The organism is Pseudomonas sp. Sample_9 (genome assembly GCF_004307535.1).
Classification (GTDB): Bacteria; Pseudomonadota; Gammaproteobacteria; order Pseudomonadales; family Pseudomonadaceae; genus Aquipseudomonas; species Aquipseudomonas mercuritolerans.
In genome coordinates this window covers 7,319-22,872 of the sequence record NZ_RAZO01000296.1, presented here as the reverse complement: position 1 = coordinate 22,872, position 15,554 = coordinate 7,319, and the positions used below count along the sequence as shown (strand labels likewise).

Sequence of the window (15,554 nt, the reverse complement as noted above, 5' to 3'; positions counted from 1 at the left end):
CATTGAGCGAAGAAAATACGTACGACTCAACGAGTATTAAAGTGCTGAAAGGCCTGGATGCCGTACGCAAACGTCCCGGTATGTACATTGGTGACACCGACGATGGCAGCGGTCTGCACCACATGGTGTTCGAGGTGGTCGACAACTCGATCGACGAAGCCCTCGCCGGCCATTGCGACGACATCAGCATCATCATCCACCCGGACGAATCCATCACCGTTAAAGACAACGGTCGTGGCATCCCGGTAGACGTGCATAAAGAGGAAGGCGTTTCCGCCGCTGAGGTCATCATGACCGTCCTCCACGCTGGCGGTAAGTTCGACGACAACTCCTACAAGGTTTCCGGCGGTCTGCACGGTGTAGGTGTTTCGGTAGTGAACGCACTGTCCGAAGAGCTGGTCCTGACCGTTCGTCGCAGTGGCAAGATCTGGGAACAGACCTACGTCCACGGCGTGCCTCAGGCACCGATGGCCATCGTTGGCGACAGCGAAACCACTGGTACCCAGATCCACTTCAAGGCGTCCAGCGAAACCTTCAAGAACATTCACTTCAGCTGGGACATCCTGGCCAAGCGCATTCGTGAACTGTCCTTCCTCAACTCCGGTGTCGGCATCGTCCTCAAGGACGAGCGCAGCGGCAAGGAAGAGCTCTTCAAGTACGAAGGCGGCCTGCGTGCGTTCGTTGAATACCTGAACACCAACAAGACTGCGGTCAACCAGGTATTCCACTTCAACATCCAGCGTGAAGACGGCATCGGCGTGGAAATCGCCCTGCAGTGGAACGACAGCTTCAACGAGAACCTGTTGTGCTTCACCAACAACATTCCGCAGCGCGACGGCGGCACCCACCTGGTGGGCTTCCGCTCGGCGCTGACGCGTAACCTGAACAACTACATCGAACAGGAAGGTCTGGCGAAGAAGCACAAAGTCGCCACCACCGGTGACGATGCCCGTGAAGGCCTCACCGCGATCATTTCGGTGAAGGTGCCGGATCCGAAGTTCAGCTCGCAGACCAAAGACAAGCTGGTGTCTTCCGAAGTTAAGACCGCGGTGGAACAGGAGATGGGCAAGTATTTCTCCGACTTCCTCCTGGAAAACCCCAACGAAGCCAAGCTGGTGGTCGGCAAAATGATCGACGCCGCCCGTGCCCGTGAAGCGGCGCGCAAGGCTCGTGAGATGACCCGCCGCAAAGGTGCACTGGACATCGCCGGCCTGCCGGGCAAACTCGCGGACTGCCAGGAAAAAGACCCGGCGCTGTCCGAACTGTACCTGGTGGAGGGTGACTCCGCGGGCGGCTCTGCCAAGCAGGGACGTAACCGCAAGACCCAGGCGATCCTGCCGTTGAAGGGCAAGATCCTCAACGTCGAGAAAGCGCGTTTCGACAAGATGATCTCGTCCCAGGAAGTGGGCACGCTGATCACCGCGCTGGGCTGCGGCATTGGGCGCGAAGAGTACAACATCGACAAGTTGCGCTATCACAACATCATCATCATGACCGATGCTGACGTCGACGGTTCGCACATCCGCACCCTGCTGCTGACCTTCTTCTTCCGTCAGCTGCCGGAGCTGATCGAGCGTGGCTACATCTACATCGCCCAGCCGCCGCTGTACAAGGTCAAGAAAGGCAAGCAAGAGCAATACATCAAAGACGACGACGCCATGGAAGAGTACATGACGCAGTCGGCCCTGGAAGATGCCAGCCTGCACCTGAACGAAGAAGCCCCAGGCATTTCCGGTGAAGCGCTGGAACGTCTGGTGAATGACTTCCGCATGGTCATGAAGACGCTCAAGCGTCTGTCGCGCCTGTACCCGCAGGAACTGACCGAGCACTTCATCTACCTGCCGGCCGTCAGCCTCGAAACCCTCGGCGACCACGCGGCGATGCAAGAGTGGCTGGCGCAGTACGAAGTCCGCCTGCGGACCAACGAGAAGTCCGGCCTGGTCTACAAGGCCAGCCTGCGCGAAGACCGTGAACGTGGCGTCTGGCTGCCAGAGGTCGAACTGATCTCCCACGGCCTGTCGAACTACGTCACCTTCAACCGCGACTTCTTCGGCAGCAACGACTACAAAACCGTGGTCACCCTGGGCGCGCAGCTGAGCACCCTGCTCGACGAAGGCGCGTACATCCAGCGTGGCGAACGCAAGAAAGCCGTTACCGAGTTCAAGGAAGCCCTTGACTGGCTGATGGCCGAAAGCACCAAGCGCCACACTATCCAGCGCTACAAGGGTCTGGGCGAAATGAACCCGGATCAGCTGTGGGAAACCACCATGGACCCAAGCGTGCGGCGCATGCTGAAGGTCACCATCGAAGACGCCATCGGTGCAGACCAGATCTTCAACACCCTGATGGGTGATGCGGTCGAACCTCGCCGGGACTTCATCGAGAGCAACGCCTTGGCGGTTTCCAACCTGGATTTCTGATCCCTGTTGTTTGCCCGCCCATAAAAAACCCCGGCCAGTGCGCCGGGGTTTTTTATGTCGGAGGGAACGAGATCAGTGATACCAGCGGCTGAACGCCCCTGGCTCACCGCGCAGCTCACTCTGCACCGTGGACAGCATGTCGCTCATGCGCTGCACAAAGGTATGATTTTGCGCCAATGTTGCCCGCCCGTGCCGGGCAATCGCCCTGCGCTCTTCATCGTGCTCAAGGTAATAGCCGCAAATTTCGATCAGATCCTGAGTGTCGCGATAGATCACCAGATCTTTGCCATCGGTGAACAGCTTGTGCAGGTCATCCTTATCGTTGCTGACAAGGAAGCCGCCGCAGCTGAGCACATCAAACACGCGCATCGGCAGGCCAGATTCCACGAACGAGCGGATGATGTTGAGGTTGATTTTCGAGCGCTGGAAAATCCCCGGCATCTCTGCGAAGTGGTCGGCATGTCCGACGTAGCTGCGGACTTGGGCTTGCCATTCATTATTGCCATACACGGCAACCCTGAAGCGTTCTTCAAGCTGTTGAATAACGTCGATGCGTTCTTGCCACGAATGCTCTCTGCCCAGCAGGTAAGCCAGCTTCTGCGCCACCGAAAGATAGTGATCGCCCACCAGCGGGTAGCTCGACTCTTGCTTGATCGTGCCGATAAGCTCTTCGCCCAACTGCGCCGACAGGTTCAAGAAACCCTCGGGTTGATCTAGCAAGTCGATCAGCCGCTGACACCGCTCGCCGGTCTGCGGCGAAAGGTGCGGCAACATCGAAGTCCGGTATTCGGTACGGGTCAGGTTGGCGACAAAACTGATGTCGTTTCCAAAAGACGAATCCTGTGGGAGACAATCGATCTGATCAATGCGCTCCAGGTTGGCAGCGACCGGCAGATGATAGACCTGCCGAACCCCGCTCTGCCTCAACCCGCGCGCAACTGACGCGTCATAGATGAAAGTAAAGCTGTGTGAATGATTGATCGCCTTGTCATAGATCGGATAGCACGGGGTATCGATCACCCAGGCCAGATAAGGAATTCTCAGCAGTTCGCAGACTTCACTGATGTACTGATTGAAGTTGATGGTGAGCACGTAGTCGGGCCGCATGCTCATCAGAGCCATGACGTTATCTTCATTCAGCGCCACAGGTGTCACGCTCAAACCCAAGGTCTGCAAAGCCTCGGCACAGTCACCCGAGATAACGCTGGCCTCGAACACCACGATGGAGGCAGCAGGTTTCGATTGTTCGTGATAAGCAGTCAATTCCCTGAGACCCTTTTTCATCGTTTGATAAATTTTTCGATTGTCGTGGCTCAGTCGCCCCCTGTCGCCACACTCTCCAACCGATACCCATATCCATAAATCGTCAGCAACTGCCAACCGCGATCCGCCGTCAGCCCCAGCTTGTTGCGCAGCCGGTAGATGTGCGTATCCAGTGGTCGCGAGGATGTCGTCTCCTCGTTCGGCCAGAAGCGCTCATACAAATAGTCCCGCGACAGCGGCCGACCCAGATTGCTGAACAGACATCGCGCCAGGCGGTATTCGCGCTCGGTCATGAGGATCGGTTTGCCTTCACGGGTGACGGTCAGTTCGGCGTCGTCGAAAACCAGATCGTGAAACGTCTGCACTTCACCCGCTGCGCTGCGCGGCTGGCTATGCCGACGCAATACCGCTGCCACCCGCGCCTTCAACTCATTGGGGCGAAACGGCTTGCTGACATAGTCATCGGCACCGGCGTTCAGGGCTTGAACGATATCGCTCTCGCCATCGCGGCTGGTGAGCATGATTGCGGCGGGTGGCGCGTCCATGTGTTCGCGGGTCCAGCGTAGCAGTGCCAGGCCGGTCAGGTCCGGTAGTTGCCAGTCGAGGATCAGCAGGTCGAAAGTCTCCCGGCGCAACTGGCGCAACAAGTCTTCGCCGCGCTCGAAGCTGTGCAGTGACCACGGCTGTTCGCCAGCTTCGGCCATTTGCTCCAGGGTTTGCTCGACCCGGCGCAGTTCGGCGGGTTCGTCGTCCAGAATGGCAACGCGCATCGGCGGTGTTCCTTGTCGCTGGGGCTGGGATGTCGACAATAGCGACTCCTCGGCCGCGATGAAAGAAGCGGCCCGTCGCTGGTCGACGTCCGCTATGATTCCTCGGGTCTACGCCTCAGACCCGAGACCTATGAAACCATTCCCGCTGCCCTGCCCTTTGCCTTATGCGTAACCCTCAACGCCGACGTGAAAGTCGTGAGCCGAGCCAGGTCCAGCGTCTGTTCCGGCGGCTCGTACGCGAGTGGTTGTGGATAAGTCTAGTGCTGTTGCCACTGACTGCCTTGTTGTCTTATCGCGCCCAGATCAATTTGCACAATCCGTCGCCGGCGCTCGGCGCGCTGCTGTCGGTGGCAATGGTCGCCTGTGTGCTGGGATTATTGCTGTGGCGACCGCGCTGGGCGCTGTGGGTCACCCTGATCGGTATGGCCTGTACGCTGATTGCCAGCGCCCTGCTCGCCGAGATCCGCTACTGGTGGTCGCCCACATCTGCCGCGCTGGGCATGTTGTTCGGTTACCTGATCTGGAACTGGAGACGCCTGAGTGTGGTGCTGACCTATTTCGGCTGGGAGCTGGCGCGTCTGGACAGTGAACCGAAAGTCTTCCCGGAACGACGCCGGACTCGTTTCACCGGTGCCGACCAGTTGCAAGGCCAGATCATGGCGCTCGAACAAGCCATGAGCCGCACCCGCGATACCCGGCGCTTCATTGCCGATGGCCTGGAATACCTGCCGGTGGCGACGCTGATCAGTGATCCGCAGGGCAAGATTCTGCTGGGCAATCGCAAGGCGCGCGAGTTGTTCGAGGATCCGCTGGTGGGCGACGACGTACTCGATCAACTGGCACGGCTCGGCTATCCGGAGTTGTCCACAGCGCCGCGACCGCCGCTGGCCACCCTGCCGCTGCTGGAATTTCGCGATCACAAGGAGCGCAGCCTGCGCCTGGAAAGAGCAGCGCTGCTGCCGGTCGACGGCGATACGCCGATCGGTTGGCTGCTCAGCCTTACGGATTTGAGTGCCGAGCGTGCGGCCGAGGAGCAGCGCGGCGTTCTGCTGCGCTTTCTCTCCCATGACCTGCGCGCGCCACATTCGGCGATTCTCGCCCTGCTGGATGTACATCGTCATCAGGCGGGCGCTGATGCGCCGTTGTTCGAGCAGATTGAGCGTCAGGTGCGCCGAGCGCTGGATCTGACCGATGGTTTCGTCTTGTTGGCGCGGGCTGAGTCCGAGACCTACCAGTTCCGCCCGACATTGTTCGCGATGCTGGTATTGGACGTCCTCGATCAGGCCCTGCCCATCGCTCAGCAGAAACATATCGAACTGTTGAATCAAGTCGATGAAGAATGCCAGGAGCGTCTGCTTCTGGCCGATCAGGGATTGCTGACGCGCGCCCTGTTCAACCTGCTGGAGAACGCGATCAAGTACAGCCCGGCAGACACCACTGTGCAACTAAAGGTCAGTTGTCACGGACAGTGGCTGCGCTGCGAATTGACCGATCAGGGCAAGGGGATTTCTGCCGATGAATTGCCTGACCTGTTCAGCCAGTATCGGCGTTTCTCCTCCGCTCAGGGCATCGACGGCGTGGGCCTGGGTTTGTCGATGGTCAAGGCTGTGATCGACCATCATGGCGGGACGATCGAATGTCATAGCGTGGTCGATACCGGAACCACATTCCGCATCGAGTTGCCGCTGATTGCTGAATGAAAAAGGGGCACAAAAAAACCGGCTATAACGGCCGGCTTTTTTACATCCGAATAAAACTTATGCACGGATTTCGTTCAACTCATCGATTAATAAATATTGATTAAAATCAACAAGTTAGAAAACAATTACGGTCTTTTGAAGCAAAAGCGTACACAGGTTATCCACAAAATTCAGACAGCCAGTTGGTCACTAGCGGCCGGTGCCTGTGGCGCCGGTGGCAGTGAGCCCATTTCACGCTGGGTTTTCTCGTTCCACGCCTGCACACGGTCATTCAGATCAGCGATGGCGCGCGGCCCACTGCCTTCGGCATACATCGGTTCGCCAATGACCACGGTGATCACTCCGGACTGTTTACCCCAGCCGATTTTCGGCCAGAATTTGCCGGCATTGTGTGCAATCGGCAGCACCGGAAGCGCCGCATTCACAGCCAATGCGCTGCCACTGCGAGAGAACTTCCCAACGGTGCCGTACGGGACTCGTGTCCCTTCCGGAAAAATCAGCACCCAGACGTTGTCCTTGAGCAGCTCATCGCCTTTGGCCGCGACCTGTTTGAGCGCGGCTTTCGGGTTGTCGCGGTCAATGGCGATCGGGCGCAGCATGGCCATCGCCCAGCCGAAGAACGGCACGTAGAGCAATTCGCGCTTGAGCACTTGGCTCAATGGCGAGAAATAAGCGGAGAGAAAGAACGTCTCCCATGTGCTCTGGTGGTTCGATTGAATCACGCAGGGCCGGTCCGGCACGTTCTCCGCGCCTTTGATTTCGTAGCGGATGCCGAGGAAAACCTTGGTCAGCCACATGGCGCAACGGCACCAGTACACGTTGATGAAACGATAGCGCGCCTTGAAGGACAGAAACGGCGCGATGAAAAAGCTCAGGCTGCACCACAGCAACGCTGTTGTGCCCAGCAGCAGATAAAAAACAAAGATTCTGAAGGCCCGCAGTATCGACATGGCGACGGTTACCGTTACGGGGCAATGCCCCGACTGTTCAAGCGCACTCCCGAGCAATCCCTGGCCAGGAAATTCAGAAGTACTCTAGTTGTGGATAAGTTCTGCGGCAATCGCCGCCAGATCGTCAAAAATCAGAGTGCCAACCGGCAGGGTTTTGCCCTGAGTCTTTTCGCCTTTCCCGGTCTTCACCAAAACTGGCTGTGAATCGACGGCTTTGGCGGCCTCCAGGTCACCAAGGCTGTCGCCGACGAACCAGACGTTGGTCAACGGCACCATGTAATGCTCGGCAATGGTTTTCAACATTCCTGGTTTCGGTTTGCGGCAATCGCAACCCTCATCCGGGCCATGCGGGCAATACACGATCAAGCCAACTTCACCGCCCTGCTCCGCGACCAGCTCGCGCAGGCGCGCGTGCATGGCCTCGAGGGTGGCGAGGTCGTAATAGCCGCGAGCAATGCCCGACTGGTTGGTGGCCACCGCCACCGTCCAGCCGGCCTTGCTCAACTGCGCAATCGCTTCGATCGAGCCGGGCAGCGGAATCCACTCCTCCACCGACTTGATGTAGGCATCGGAGTCGTAATTGATCACGCCGTCACGATCGAGAATCAGCAGTTTCAACAGCAATCCCTCAACCCAGCAGCGAAATGTCGGCAACACCGAGGAACAGCCCACGCAGACGCGCCAGCAGCGCGTAACGGTTGGCCCGCACATTGGCATCGTCGGCATTGACCATCACTGCGTCGAAAAACGCATCGACCGGCTCGCGCAGGGCCGCCAGGCGCGCCAGTGATTCGTTGTACTGCCGCGCCGCGGCCATTGGCTGCACCGCCTGATCCGCTTGCTGGATTGCCGAGTACAGCGAGAACTCGTTGGCGTTGTCGAAATACTTGGCCTCGACCACGGTCGGTACCGAGCCTTCGACTTTGCTCAACAGGTTCGACACACGCTTGTTCACCGCCGCCAGCGCTGCCGCTTCCGGCAGTTTGCGGAAGGCCTGAACCGCCTGCACACGCTGGTCGAAGTCCAGCGCCGAGCCCGGCTTGAGGGCACGGACCGACAGGTAAGTGGCGACGTCGACGCCTTCATCTTCATAACGCGCACGCAGACGGTCGAAGATGAATTCCAGCACGGCTTCGTTGAGGCCGGCCGCCTTGACCTTGCCGCCGAACGCATTCACCGCGAAAGCCACGGCGTCGTTCAGGTCCAGATCCAGTTGTTTCTCGATCAGGATCCGCAGCACGCCCAGTGCCGCACGGCGCAGGGCATACGGGTCTTTGCTGCCGGTTGGCAGCATGCCGATACCGAAGATGCCGACCAGAGTGTCGAGCTTGTCGGCGATGGCGACGGCTGCACCGGTCAGGGTCGCTGGCAATTCGGCACCGGCACCGCGTGGCATGTACTGCTCGTTCAGTGCCAGCGCGACATCCTGTGGCTCGCCGTCATTGAGGGCGTAGTAGTAACCGGCGACACCTTGCATCTCCGGGAACTCGCCGACCATTTCGGTGGCCAGGTCGCACTTCGACAGCAGGCCTGCGCGGGCTGCCCACGAGGCGTTGCCGCCGATGCGTGCGGCGATGTACGCGGCCAGTTTCGATACGCGCTCGGCCTTGTCGTAGACGCTGCCGAGTTTTTCCTGGAACACCACGTTCTGCAGGCGCAGGTTGAACTCTTCGAGCTTCTGCTTCTTGTCCTGCTTGAAGAAGAACTCGGCGTCGGTCAGGCGTGGGCGCACCACTTTCTCGTTACCGGCGATGATCTGCTGCGGGTCTTTGCTTTCGATGTTGGCCACGGTAATGAAACGTGGCAGCAACTTGCCGTCGGCATCCAGCAGGCAAAAGTACTTCTGGTTGTCCTGCATGGTGGTGATCAGCGCTTCCTGCGGCACGTCGAGGAAGCGCTCCTCGAACGAGCACACCAGCGGCACCGGCCATTCGACCAGCGCGGTCACTTCGTCGAGCAGCGCCGGCGGCACGATCGCGGTGCCTTCCTGACGGGTGGCCAACTCTTCGGTGCGCTTGCTGATGATCTCGCGACGCTCGTTGGCATCGGCCAATACGTAAGCGGCACGCAGGTCGGCGAGGTAGCTCGACGGCGAACCGATGCGCACGCTCTCAGGGTGATGGAAACGGTGACCACGGGAATCACGGCCAGCCTTCTGCGCGAGGATCGTGCACTCGATGACCTGATCACCGAGCAGCATCACCAGCCACTGGGTCGGACGCACGAATTCTTCCTTGCGCGCACCCCAACGCATGCGTTTCGGGATCGGCAGGTCGTTCAGCGAGTCTTCGACGATGGTCGGCAGCAGGCTCGCGGTCGGCTTGCCGGAGATGTTTTGGCTGTAGCGCAGTTTCGGACCGCTCTGGTCGATTTCGCTTAGCTCGACGCCGCACTTCTTGGCGAAGCCCAGAGCGGCCTGAGTCGGATTGCCATCAGCGTCGAACGCGGCCTGACGTGGCGGGCCATCGAGGTTGATGCTGCGATCCGGCTGCTGAGTCGCCAGATCGGTGATCAACACGGCCAGGCGACGCGGCGCCGCGTAGACGGTTTTGGTTTCGTAGTTCAGGCCAGCCGCTTGCAGGCCCTTGTCGATACCGGCAAGAAACGCCTCGGCCAGGGTGTTCAGGGCTTTGGGTGGCAGTTCTTCGGTGCCCAGTTCAACCAGAAAATCCAGAGCACTCATTGTGCAGCCTCCAGCTTGGCCAGTACTTCGTCACGCAGGTCCGGGGTCGCCATCGGGAAGCCCAGCTTGGCGCGTGCCAGCAGGTAGGCTTGCGCAACGGAACGCGCCAGGGTGCGCACGCGCAGAATGTATTGCTGACGCGCGGTCACCGAGATCGCCCGGCGCGCATCCAGCAGGTTGAAGGTGTGCGACGCCTTCAGCACCATTTCGTAGCTCGGCAACGGCAGCGGCTGGTCGAGTTCGATCAGGCGCTTGGCTTCGCTTTCGTAGAAGTCGAACAGCTCGAACAGTTTGTCGACGTTGGCGTGTTCGAAGTTGTAGGTGGACTGCTCCACTTCGTTCTGGTGGAACACATCGCCGTAGGTGACTTTGCCGAACGGGCCGTCAGCCCAGACCAGGTCGTAGACCGAATCGACGCCTTGCAGGTACATCGCCAGACGCTCGAGACCGTAGGTGATCTCGCCGGTCACCGGGTAGCACTCGATGCCGCCCGCTTGCTGGAAGTAGGTGAACTGGGTGACTTCCATGCCATTGAGCCAGACTTCCCAGCCCAGACCCCAGGCGCCGAGGGTCGGCGATTCCCAGTTGTCTTCGACGAAGCGGATGTCGTGCACCAGCGGGTCGAGGCCGACATGCTTGAGCGAGCCCAGGTACAGCTCCTGGAAGTTGTCCGGGTTCGGCTTCAGGACTACCTGAAACTGGTAGTAGTGCTGCAGACGGTTCGGGTTTTCGCCGTAACGGCCGTCAGTCGGACGGCGGCTTGGCTGCACGTACGCGGCGTTCCAGGTTTCCGGGCCGATGGCGCGCAGGAAGGTCGCGGTGTGGAAAGTGCCGGCGCCTACTTCCATATCGTAGGGCTGAAGTACCACACAACCTTGCTCGGCCCAGTATTGCTGGAGCGCGAGGATCAAGTCTTGGAAGGTACGCACGGCTGGCGTAGGCTGGCTCACGAAATTCACCTGTTTCTTGGGCTGCGATTTAAAGAGCGGGAGTATACCCGATTCGTTGCTGCGCACGCCCCCTGGAGCCTTATGCCACGCTGCTTTTGGTGTACCGAAGATCCGCTGTACATGGCTTATCACGATCAGGAGTGGGGCACGCCGCTGCGCGATGCGCAGGGTTTGTTCGAGTTGCTTTTGCTCGAAGGGTTCCAGGCCGGGCTGTCGTGGATCACGGTGCTGCGCAAACGTGAGCGCTATCGCGAGGTGTTGTTCGGCTTCGATGTGCAGCGCGTGGCGCAGATGAGCGATGCCGAAATCGACGAGCTCATGCTCGACCCGGGCATCATTCGCAATCGCCTGAAACTCAACGCCGCGCGGCGCAATGCCCAGGCGTGGCTGGCGCTGGAGGATCCGGTGGCATTTCTGTGGTCGTTTGTTGGCGACCAACCGATCATCAATCATTTCAAGGATCGCAGCGAAGTCCCGGCGATCACCCCCGAAGCGCTGGCGATGAGCAAGGCGCTGAAAAAAGCCGGCTTCACCTTCGTCGGTCCGACCATTTGCTACGCGCTGATGCAGGCCTCGGGCATGGTCATGGATCACACCCAGGATTGCGACCGCTACGCGCAGCTTGCCAACGCCGGTTAGAATGCCCGCCTTGCGCACAGCACAAAGATCAGGAGTGACCTGTGGAAAAGTTTAAAGGCGCCTTGCTGGTAGGCGCTCTGCGGCTGTTTGCCCTGCTGCCATGGCGAGCCGTGCAGGCCGTGGGTTCGGCGATCGGCTGGATCATGTGGAAAACCCCCAACCGTTCCCGCGACGTGGTGCGGATCAATCTGTCCAAGTGTTTTCCCCAGATGGATGCGGCCGAACGTGAGCGTCTGGTCGGGCAGAGTCTGAAGGACATCGGCAAGTCGCTGACCGAAAGCGCCTGCGCGTGGATCTGGCCGGCGCAGCGCTCGATCGATCTGGTCCGTGAAGTTGAAGGCCTCGATGTGTTGAAAGACGCGCTGGCCTCGGGCAAAGGCGTGGTCGGCATCACCAGCCACCTCGGCAACTGGGAAGTGCTCAACCACTTCTATTGCAGCCAGTGCAAACCGATCATTTTCTACCGTCCGCCGAAGCTCAAGGCAGTGGATGAATTGCTGCGCAAACAGCGCGTGCAGCTGGGCAACAAGGTCGCGGCGTCGACCAAGGAAGGCATTCTCAGCGTCATCAAGGAAGTGCGTAAGGGCGGTGCCGTGGGCATCCCCGCCGACCCGGAACCGGCCGAATCCGCCGGGATTTTCGTGCCGTTCTTCGCCACTCAGGCGCTGACCAGCAAATTCGTGCCGAACATGCTGGCCGGCGGCAAAGCGGTCGGTGTGTTCCTGCATGCCCTGCGCCTGCCTGACGGCTCGGGCTACAAAGTCATTCTCGAAGCCGCGCCAGAAGCCATGTACAGCACCGATACCGCCGAGTCCTGCGCGGCGATGAGCAAAGTGGTCGAGCGTTACGTCGCGGCGTATCCGAGCCAGTACATGTGGAGCATGAAACGCTTCAAGAAGCGTCCGCCGGGCGAGGCGCGCTGGTACTGAGCCGCCTCCATGTGGTGACGGTAAATGCAGACGCTTTGCGCTATCTGTAGCTCAAGGCGTCTGCCGCTCGAGCCTCCTCAGAAACACTGTCATCTCCTTCTCGGCCTGTTTGTCCCCATGAGCGCGGGCCGCTTCGAGGCCCTGTTCCCATGCCTGACGCGCAGCGGCGTGATCGCCTAGCGCCAGCTGCGCCTTGCCCAGCAGCTTCCACGCCGCCGAGTATTTCGGATCGAACGCGACACAACGCTGAAAATGCTCGGCAGCCTTGGCGTTGTCACCCAAGTCCAGATAACCCTTGCCCAGACCGAAGCGCAGCAGAGCGTTATCCACACCCTTGGCGAGCATTTTTTCCAGGGATTCGAGCATTGGCGGATTCCTTTCTATTGTTCGTCAGAGAACCTGCGAGTCTGTCAGACCGCTTTCGCGAGCAGGCTCGCTCCCACAGTTGGAATGCATTCCACTGTGGGAGCGAGCCTGCTCGCGAAGGGGCAATTACGGGCAACGTTGTTTTCAGGTCAGAAAAAGCTCAACCCCACATGAAACAGCTTCTCCACATCGCGAATATGCTTTTTATCCACAAGGAACAGAATCACGTGGTCGCCCGCTTCGATCACCGTGTCGTCGTGAGCGATGATCACTTTCTCATTTCGGATCACCGCGCCGATGGTGGTGCCAGGCGGCAGGCCGATCTTTTCTATTGGCTTGCCGATCACCTTGCTGGATTTCGCATCACCGTGGGCAATCGCCTCGATCGCTTCCGCCGCGCCGCGCCGCAGTGAGTGCACGCTGACGATATCGCCGCGACGCACGTGGGCGAGCAAGGTGCCGATGGTCGCCAGTTGCGGGCTGATGGCGATATCGATGTCGCCGCCCTGGATCAGATCGACATAGGCCGGGTTGTTGATGATCGTCATGACCTTCTTCGCCCCCAGCCGTTTGGCCAGCAGCGACGACATGATGTTGGCTTCGTCATCGTTGGTCAGGGCGAGGAAGATATCGGCGTCGGCGATGTTCTCTTCCAGCAGCAGATCGCGGTCCGAGGCACTGCCCTGCAACACTACGGTACTGTCGAGGGTGTCGGAGAGGTAGCGGCAACGCGCCGGGCTCATCTCGATGATCTTCACCTGATAACGGCTTTCGATGGCCTCGGCCAGACGCTCGCCGATCTGCCCGCCGCCGGCGATGACAATGCGTTTGTAGGTTTCGTCGAGGCGGCGCATTTCGCTCATCACCGCGCGAATGTCCTCACGGGCGGCGATGAAGAACACCTCGTCATCGGCCTCGATCACCGTGTCGCCCTGGGGCAGGATCGGCCGATCACGGCGGAAGATCGCCGCGACGCGGGTTTCGACGTTCGGCATGTGCTCGCGCAACTGGCGCAGTTGCTGGCCCACCAGCGGCCCGCCGTAGTAGGCGCGCACCGCTACCAGTTGCGCCGCGCCTTCGGCGAAGTCGATCACCTGCAACGCGCCGGGGTGCTGGATCAGGCGCTTGATGTAATTGGTCACGACCTGCTCGGGGCTGATCAGCACGTCGACCGGAATCGCTTCGTTCTGGAACAGCTGTTCCTCGCGATTGAGGTACGACGCTTCGCGCACCCGGGCGATTTTGGTCGGCGTGTGGAACAGCGTGTGGGCGACCTGGCAGGCGACCATGTTGGTTTCGTCGCTGTTGGTCACCGCGACCAGCATGTCGGCGTCGTCGGCACCGGCCTGACGCAGCACCGACGGCAGCGAGCCCCGGCCCTGCACGGTGCGGATGTCGAGGCGGTCGCCGAGGTCGCGCAGGCGCTCGCCATCGGTGTCGACCACAGTGATGTCGTTGGCCTCGCTGGCCAGATGTTCGGCCAGCGAACCGCCGACCTGTCCTGCACCGAGGATGATGATTTTCATCCAGTCACTCCATGAATCCGTTTAGCCGCGCGCGGCGGCGATCTTGATCAGCTTGGCGTAGTAGAAGCCGTCATGCCCGCCCTGCTGGGCCAGCAACTGGCGACCATGGGGCTGCTTGATGCCGGCCGCGGTGGCCAGATCGAGTTCCCGCGCGCCGGGGGTGCGTTCGAGAAACGCAGCGATGACTTCGGTGTTCTCGGTCGGCAGCGTCGAGCAGGTGGCGTAGAGCAGGATGCCGCCGACCTCGAGGGCTTTCCACATCGCATCAAGCAGTTCGCCTTGCAGTTGCGCGAGCGCGACGATGTCGTCGGGCTGGCGGGTCAGCTTGATATCCGGATGGCGGCGGATCACCCCCGTGGCCGAACATGGCGCATCGAGCAGGATGCGCTGGAACGGTTTGCCATCCCACCATTTATCGATATCGCGACCGTCGGCGGCGATCAACTCAGCGTTGAGGCCGAGGCGCTCAAGGTTTTCCTTCACGCGCACCAGACGTTTGGCTTCAAGATCCACCGCCACCACCCCGGCCAGCGCCGGCTCGGCTTCGAGGATGTGGCAGGTCTTGCCGCCGGGGGCGCAGCAGGCGTCGAGCACCCGCTGCCCCGGCGCCAGATCAAGCAGGTCGGCAGCCAGTTGCGCGGCTTCGTCCTGCACGCTGATCCAGCCTTCGGCGAAACCCGGCAGGCTGCGCACGTCGGCAGCGGCTTCGAGGACGATGCCGTCGCGGCTGTAAACGCACGGCGTCGCGGCGATCCCGGCTTCGCCCAGCAACGCAAGATAAGCATCGCGGCTGTGATGGCGACGGTTGACCCGCAGGATCATCGGCGGATGCGCGTTGTTCGCTGCGCAGATCGCTTCCCACTGCTCGGGCCAGAAGGCCTTCAGGGATTTTTGCAGCCAGCGCGGGTGAGCCGTGCGCACCACCGGGTCGCGTTCCAGCTCAGCGAAGATCGTCTCGCTTTCGCGCTGGGCATTGCGCAGCACCGCGTTGAGCAGACCTTTGGCCCAAGGCTTTTTCAGCTTGTCGGCACAACCGACGGTTTCGCCGATGGCGGCGTGGGCCGGCACGCGGGTGTAGAGCAATTGGTACAGACCAACCAGCAGCAACGCCTCGACATCAGCGTCGGCGGCCTTGAACGGTTTCTGCAGGAGTTTTTCCGCCAATGCCGACAGGCGTGGCTGCCAGCGTGCGGTGCCGAAGGCCAGGTCCTGAGTGAAACCGCGATCGCGATCCTCGACCTTGTCCAGTTGCGTCGGCAGAGAGCTGTTCAGCGAAGCCTTGCCGCTGAGTACGGCAGCGAGGGCCTTGGCGGCGGCCAGACGCGGATTCATTGCGCGTCCACCGCTGCGCCGAGGAC

Annotated in this window: 13 protein-coding genes; 4 read left to right on the top strand and 9 right to left on the bottom strand. The window is 60.4% G+C overall.

What is annotated here, in order from left to right:
• The first annotated feature begins 2 nt into the window (after positions 1-2).
• Positions 3-2,420, top strand: a complete 2,418-nt coding sequence (gene gyrB, locus D6877_RS16205) for a DNA topoisomerase (ATP-hydrolyzing) subunit B (RefSeq protein WP_024014948.1) — start codon at positions 3-5, stop codon at positions 2,418-2,420.
• A gap of 72 nt (positions 2,421-2,492) precedes the next feature.
• Here the strand turns inward: gyrB and D6877_RS16200 are convergent, their stop codons facing one another.
• Together D6877_RS16200 and D6877_RS16195 are read right to left on the bottom strand one after the other, a co-directional pair.
• The gene (locus tag D6877_RS16200; RefSeq protein ID WP_241662913.1) at positions 2,493-3,800 is read right to left on the bottom strand and encodes a glycosyltransferase; all 1,308 of its coding nucleotides are present in this window, start codon (positions 3,798-3,800) and stop codon (positions 2,493-2,495) included.
• Positions 3,734-4,453: a response regulator transcription factor gene (locus D6877_RS16195; protein ID WP_130911441.1), complete on the bottom strand. Its 720-nt coding sequence runs from the start codon at positions 4,451-4,453 to the stop codon at positions 3,734-3,736. The genes D6877_RS16200 and D6877_RS16195 overlap by 67 nt, the downstream gene beginning before the upstream one ends.
• Positions 4,454-4,617: 164 nt before the next feature.
• On the opposite strand from D6877_RS16195, the gene D6877_RS16190 reads away from it, so the two are divergent.
• A complete protein-coding gene (locus D6877_RS16190) occupies positions 4,618-6,153 on the top strand; it encodes a HAMP domain-containing sensor histidine kinase (protein WP_130911440.1) in 1,536 nt (511 codons plus the stop codon).
• Between the two features lie 170 nt (positions 6,154-6,323).
• Here D6877_RS16190 and D6877_RS16185 read toward each other — a convergent pair whose 3' ends face one another.
• From D6877_RS16185 to glyQ, 4 genes are all read right to left on the bottom strand, one after another.
• Positions 6,324-7,103, bottom strand: a complete 780-nt coding sequence (locus D6877_RS16185) for a lysophospholipid acyltransferase family protein (RefSeq protein WP_130911439.1) — start codon at positions 7,101-7,103, stop codon at positions 6,324-6,326.
• Between the two features lie 84 nt (positions 7,104-7,187).
• Positions 7,188-7,727: a D-glycero-beta-D-manno-heptose 1,7-bisphosphate 7-phosphatase gene (gmhB, locus tag D6877_RS16180; protein ID WP_178083696.1), complete on the bottom strand. Its 540-nt coding sequence runs from the start codon at positions 7,725-7,727 to the stop codon at positions 7,188-7,190.
• A gap of 4 nt (positions 7,728-7,731) precedes the next feature.
• Positions 7,732-9,786, bottom strand: coding sequence for a glycine--tRNA ligase subunit beta (glyS, locus tag D6877_RS16175; RefSeq protein WP_130911437.1), 2,055 nt, complete (start codon positions 9,784-9,786; stop codon positions 7,732-7,734).
• A complete protein-coding gene (gene glyQ / locus D6877_RS16170; RefSeq protein ID WP_003187265.1) occupies positions 9,783-10,736 on the bottom strand; it encodes a glycine--tRNA ligase subunit alpha in 954 nt (317 codons plus the stop codon). The genes glyS and glyQ overlap by 4 nt, the downstream gene beginning before the upstream one ends.
• An 81-nt stretch (positions 10,737-10,817) precedes the next feature.
• On the opposite strand from glyQ, the gene D6877_RS16165 reads away from it, so the two are divergent.
• Positions 10,818-11,375, top strand: coding sequence for a DNA-3-methyladenine glycosylase I (locus tag D6877_RS16165; protein ID WP_129998030.1), 558 nt, complete (start codon positions 10,818-10,820; stop codon positions 11,373-11,375).
• 41 nt (positions 11,376-11,416) lie between these two features.
• Positions 11,417-12,304, top strand: coding sequence for a lysophospholipid acyltransferase (locus D6877_RS16160; RefSeq protein ID WP_039757181.1), 888 nt, complete (start codon positions 11,417-11,419; stop codon positions 12,302-12,304).
• A 51-nt stretch (positions 12,305-12,355) separates the two neighbouring features.
• On the opposite strand, the gene D6877_RS16155 is transcribed toward D6877_RS16160, so the two are convergent.
• The 3 genes from D6877_RS16155 to rsmB all read right to left on the bottom strand — a co-directional run bounded on the left by D6877_RS16155 (position 12,356) and on the right by rsmB (position 15,528).
• The gene (locus D6877_RS16155; protein WP_130911436.1) at positions 12,356-12,670 is read right to left on the bottom strand and encodes a tetratricopeptide repeat protein; all 315 of its coding nucleotides are present in this window, start codon (positions 12,668-12,670) and stop codon (positions 12,356-12,358) included.
• A 149-nt stretch (positions 12,671-12,819) separates the two neighbouring features.
• Positions 12,820-14,196: a Trk system potassium transporter TrkA gene (trkA, locus tag D6877_RS16150; RefSeq protein WP_016772381.1), complete on the bottom strand. Its 1,377-nt coding sequence runs from the start codon at positions 14,194-14,196 to the stop codon at positions 12,820-12,822.
• A gap of 21 nt (positions 14,197-14,217) precedes the next feature.
• Positions 14,218-15,528 (bottom strand): 16S rRNA (cytosine(967)-C(5))-methyltransferase RsmB, encoded by a 1,311-nt coding sequence (gene rsmB, locus D6877_RS16145; protein WP_130911435.1) that lies wholly within the window; start codon positions 15,526-15,528, stop codon positions 14,218-14,220.
• Positions 15,529-15,554: the final 26 nt, after the last annotated feature.

Coding starts and splice junctions, on each gene's coding strand:
- D6877_RS16195 (WP_130911441.1), bottom strand. CDS start 4,453: ATGCGCGTTGCCATTCTGGACGACGAACCCGCCGAACTGCGCCGGGTC.
- D6877_RS16190 (WP_130911440.1), top strand. CDS start 4,618: ATGCGTAACCCTCAACGCCGACGTGAAAGTCGTGAGCCGAGCCAGGTC.
- D6877_RS16185 (WP_130911439.1), bottom strand. CDS start 7,103: ATGTCGATACTGCGGGCCTTCAGAATCTTTGTTTTTTATCTGCTGCTG.
- glyS (WP_130911437.1), bottom strand. CDS start 9,786: ATGAGTGCTCTGGATTTTCTGGTTGAACTGGGCACCGAAGAACTGCCA.
- D6877_RS16165 (WP_129998030.1), top strand. CDS start 10,818: ATGCCACGCTGCTTTTGGTGTACCGAAGATCCGCTGTACATGGCTTAT.
- D6877_RS16155 (WP_130911436.1), bottom strand. CDS start 12,670: ATGCTCGAATCCCTGGAAAAAATGCTCGCCAAGGGTGTGGATAACGCT.
- trkA (WP_016772381.1), bottom strand. CDS start 14,196: ATGAAAATCATCATCCTCGGTGCAGGACAGGTCGGCGGTTCGCTGGCC.
- rsmB (WP_130911435.1), bottom strand. CDS start 15,528: ATGAATCCGCGTCTGGCCGCCGCCAAGGCCCTCGCTGCCGTACTCAGC.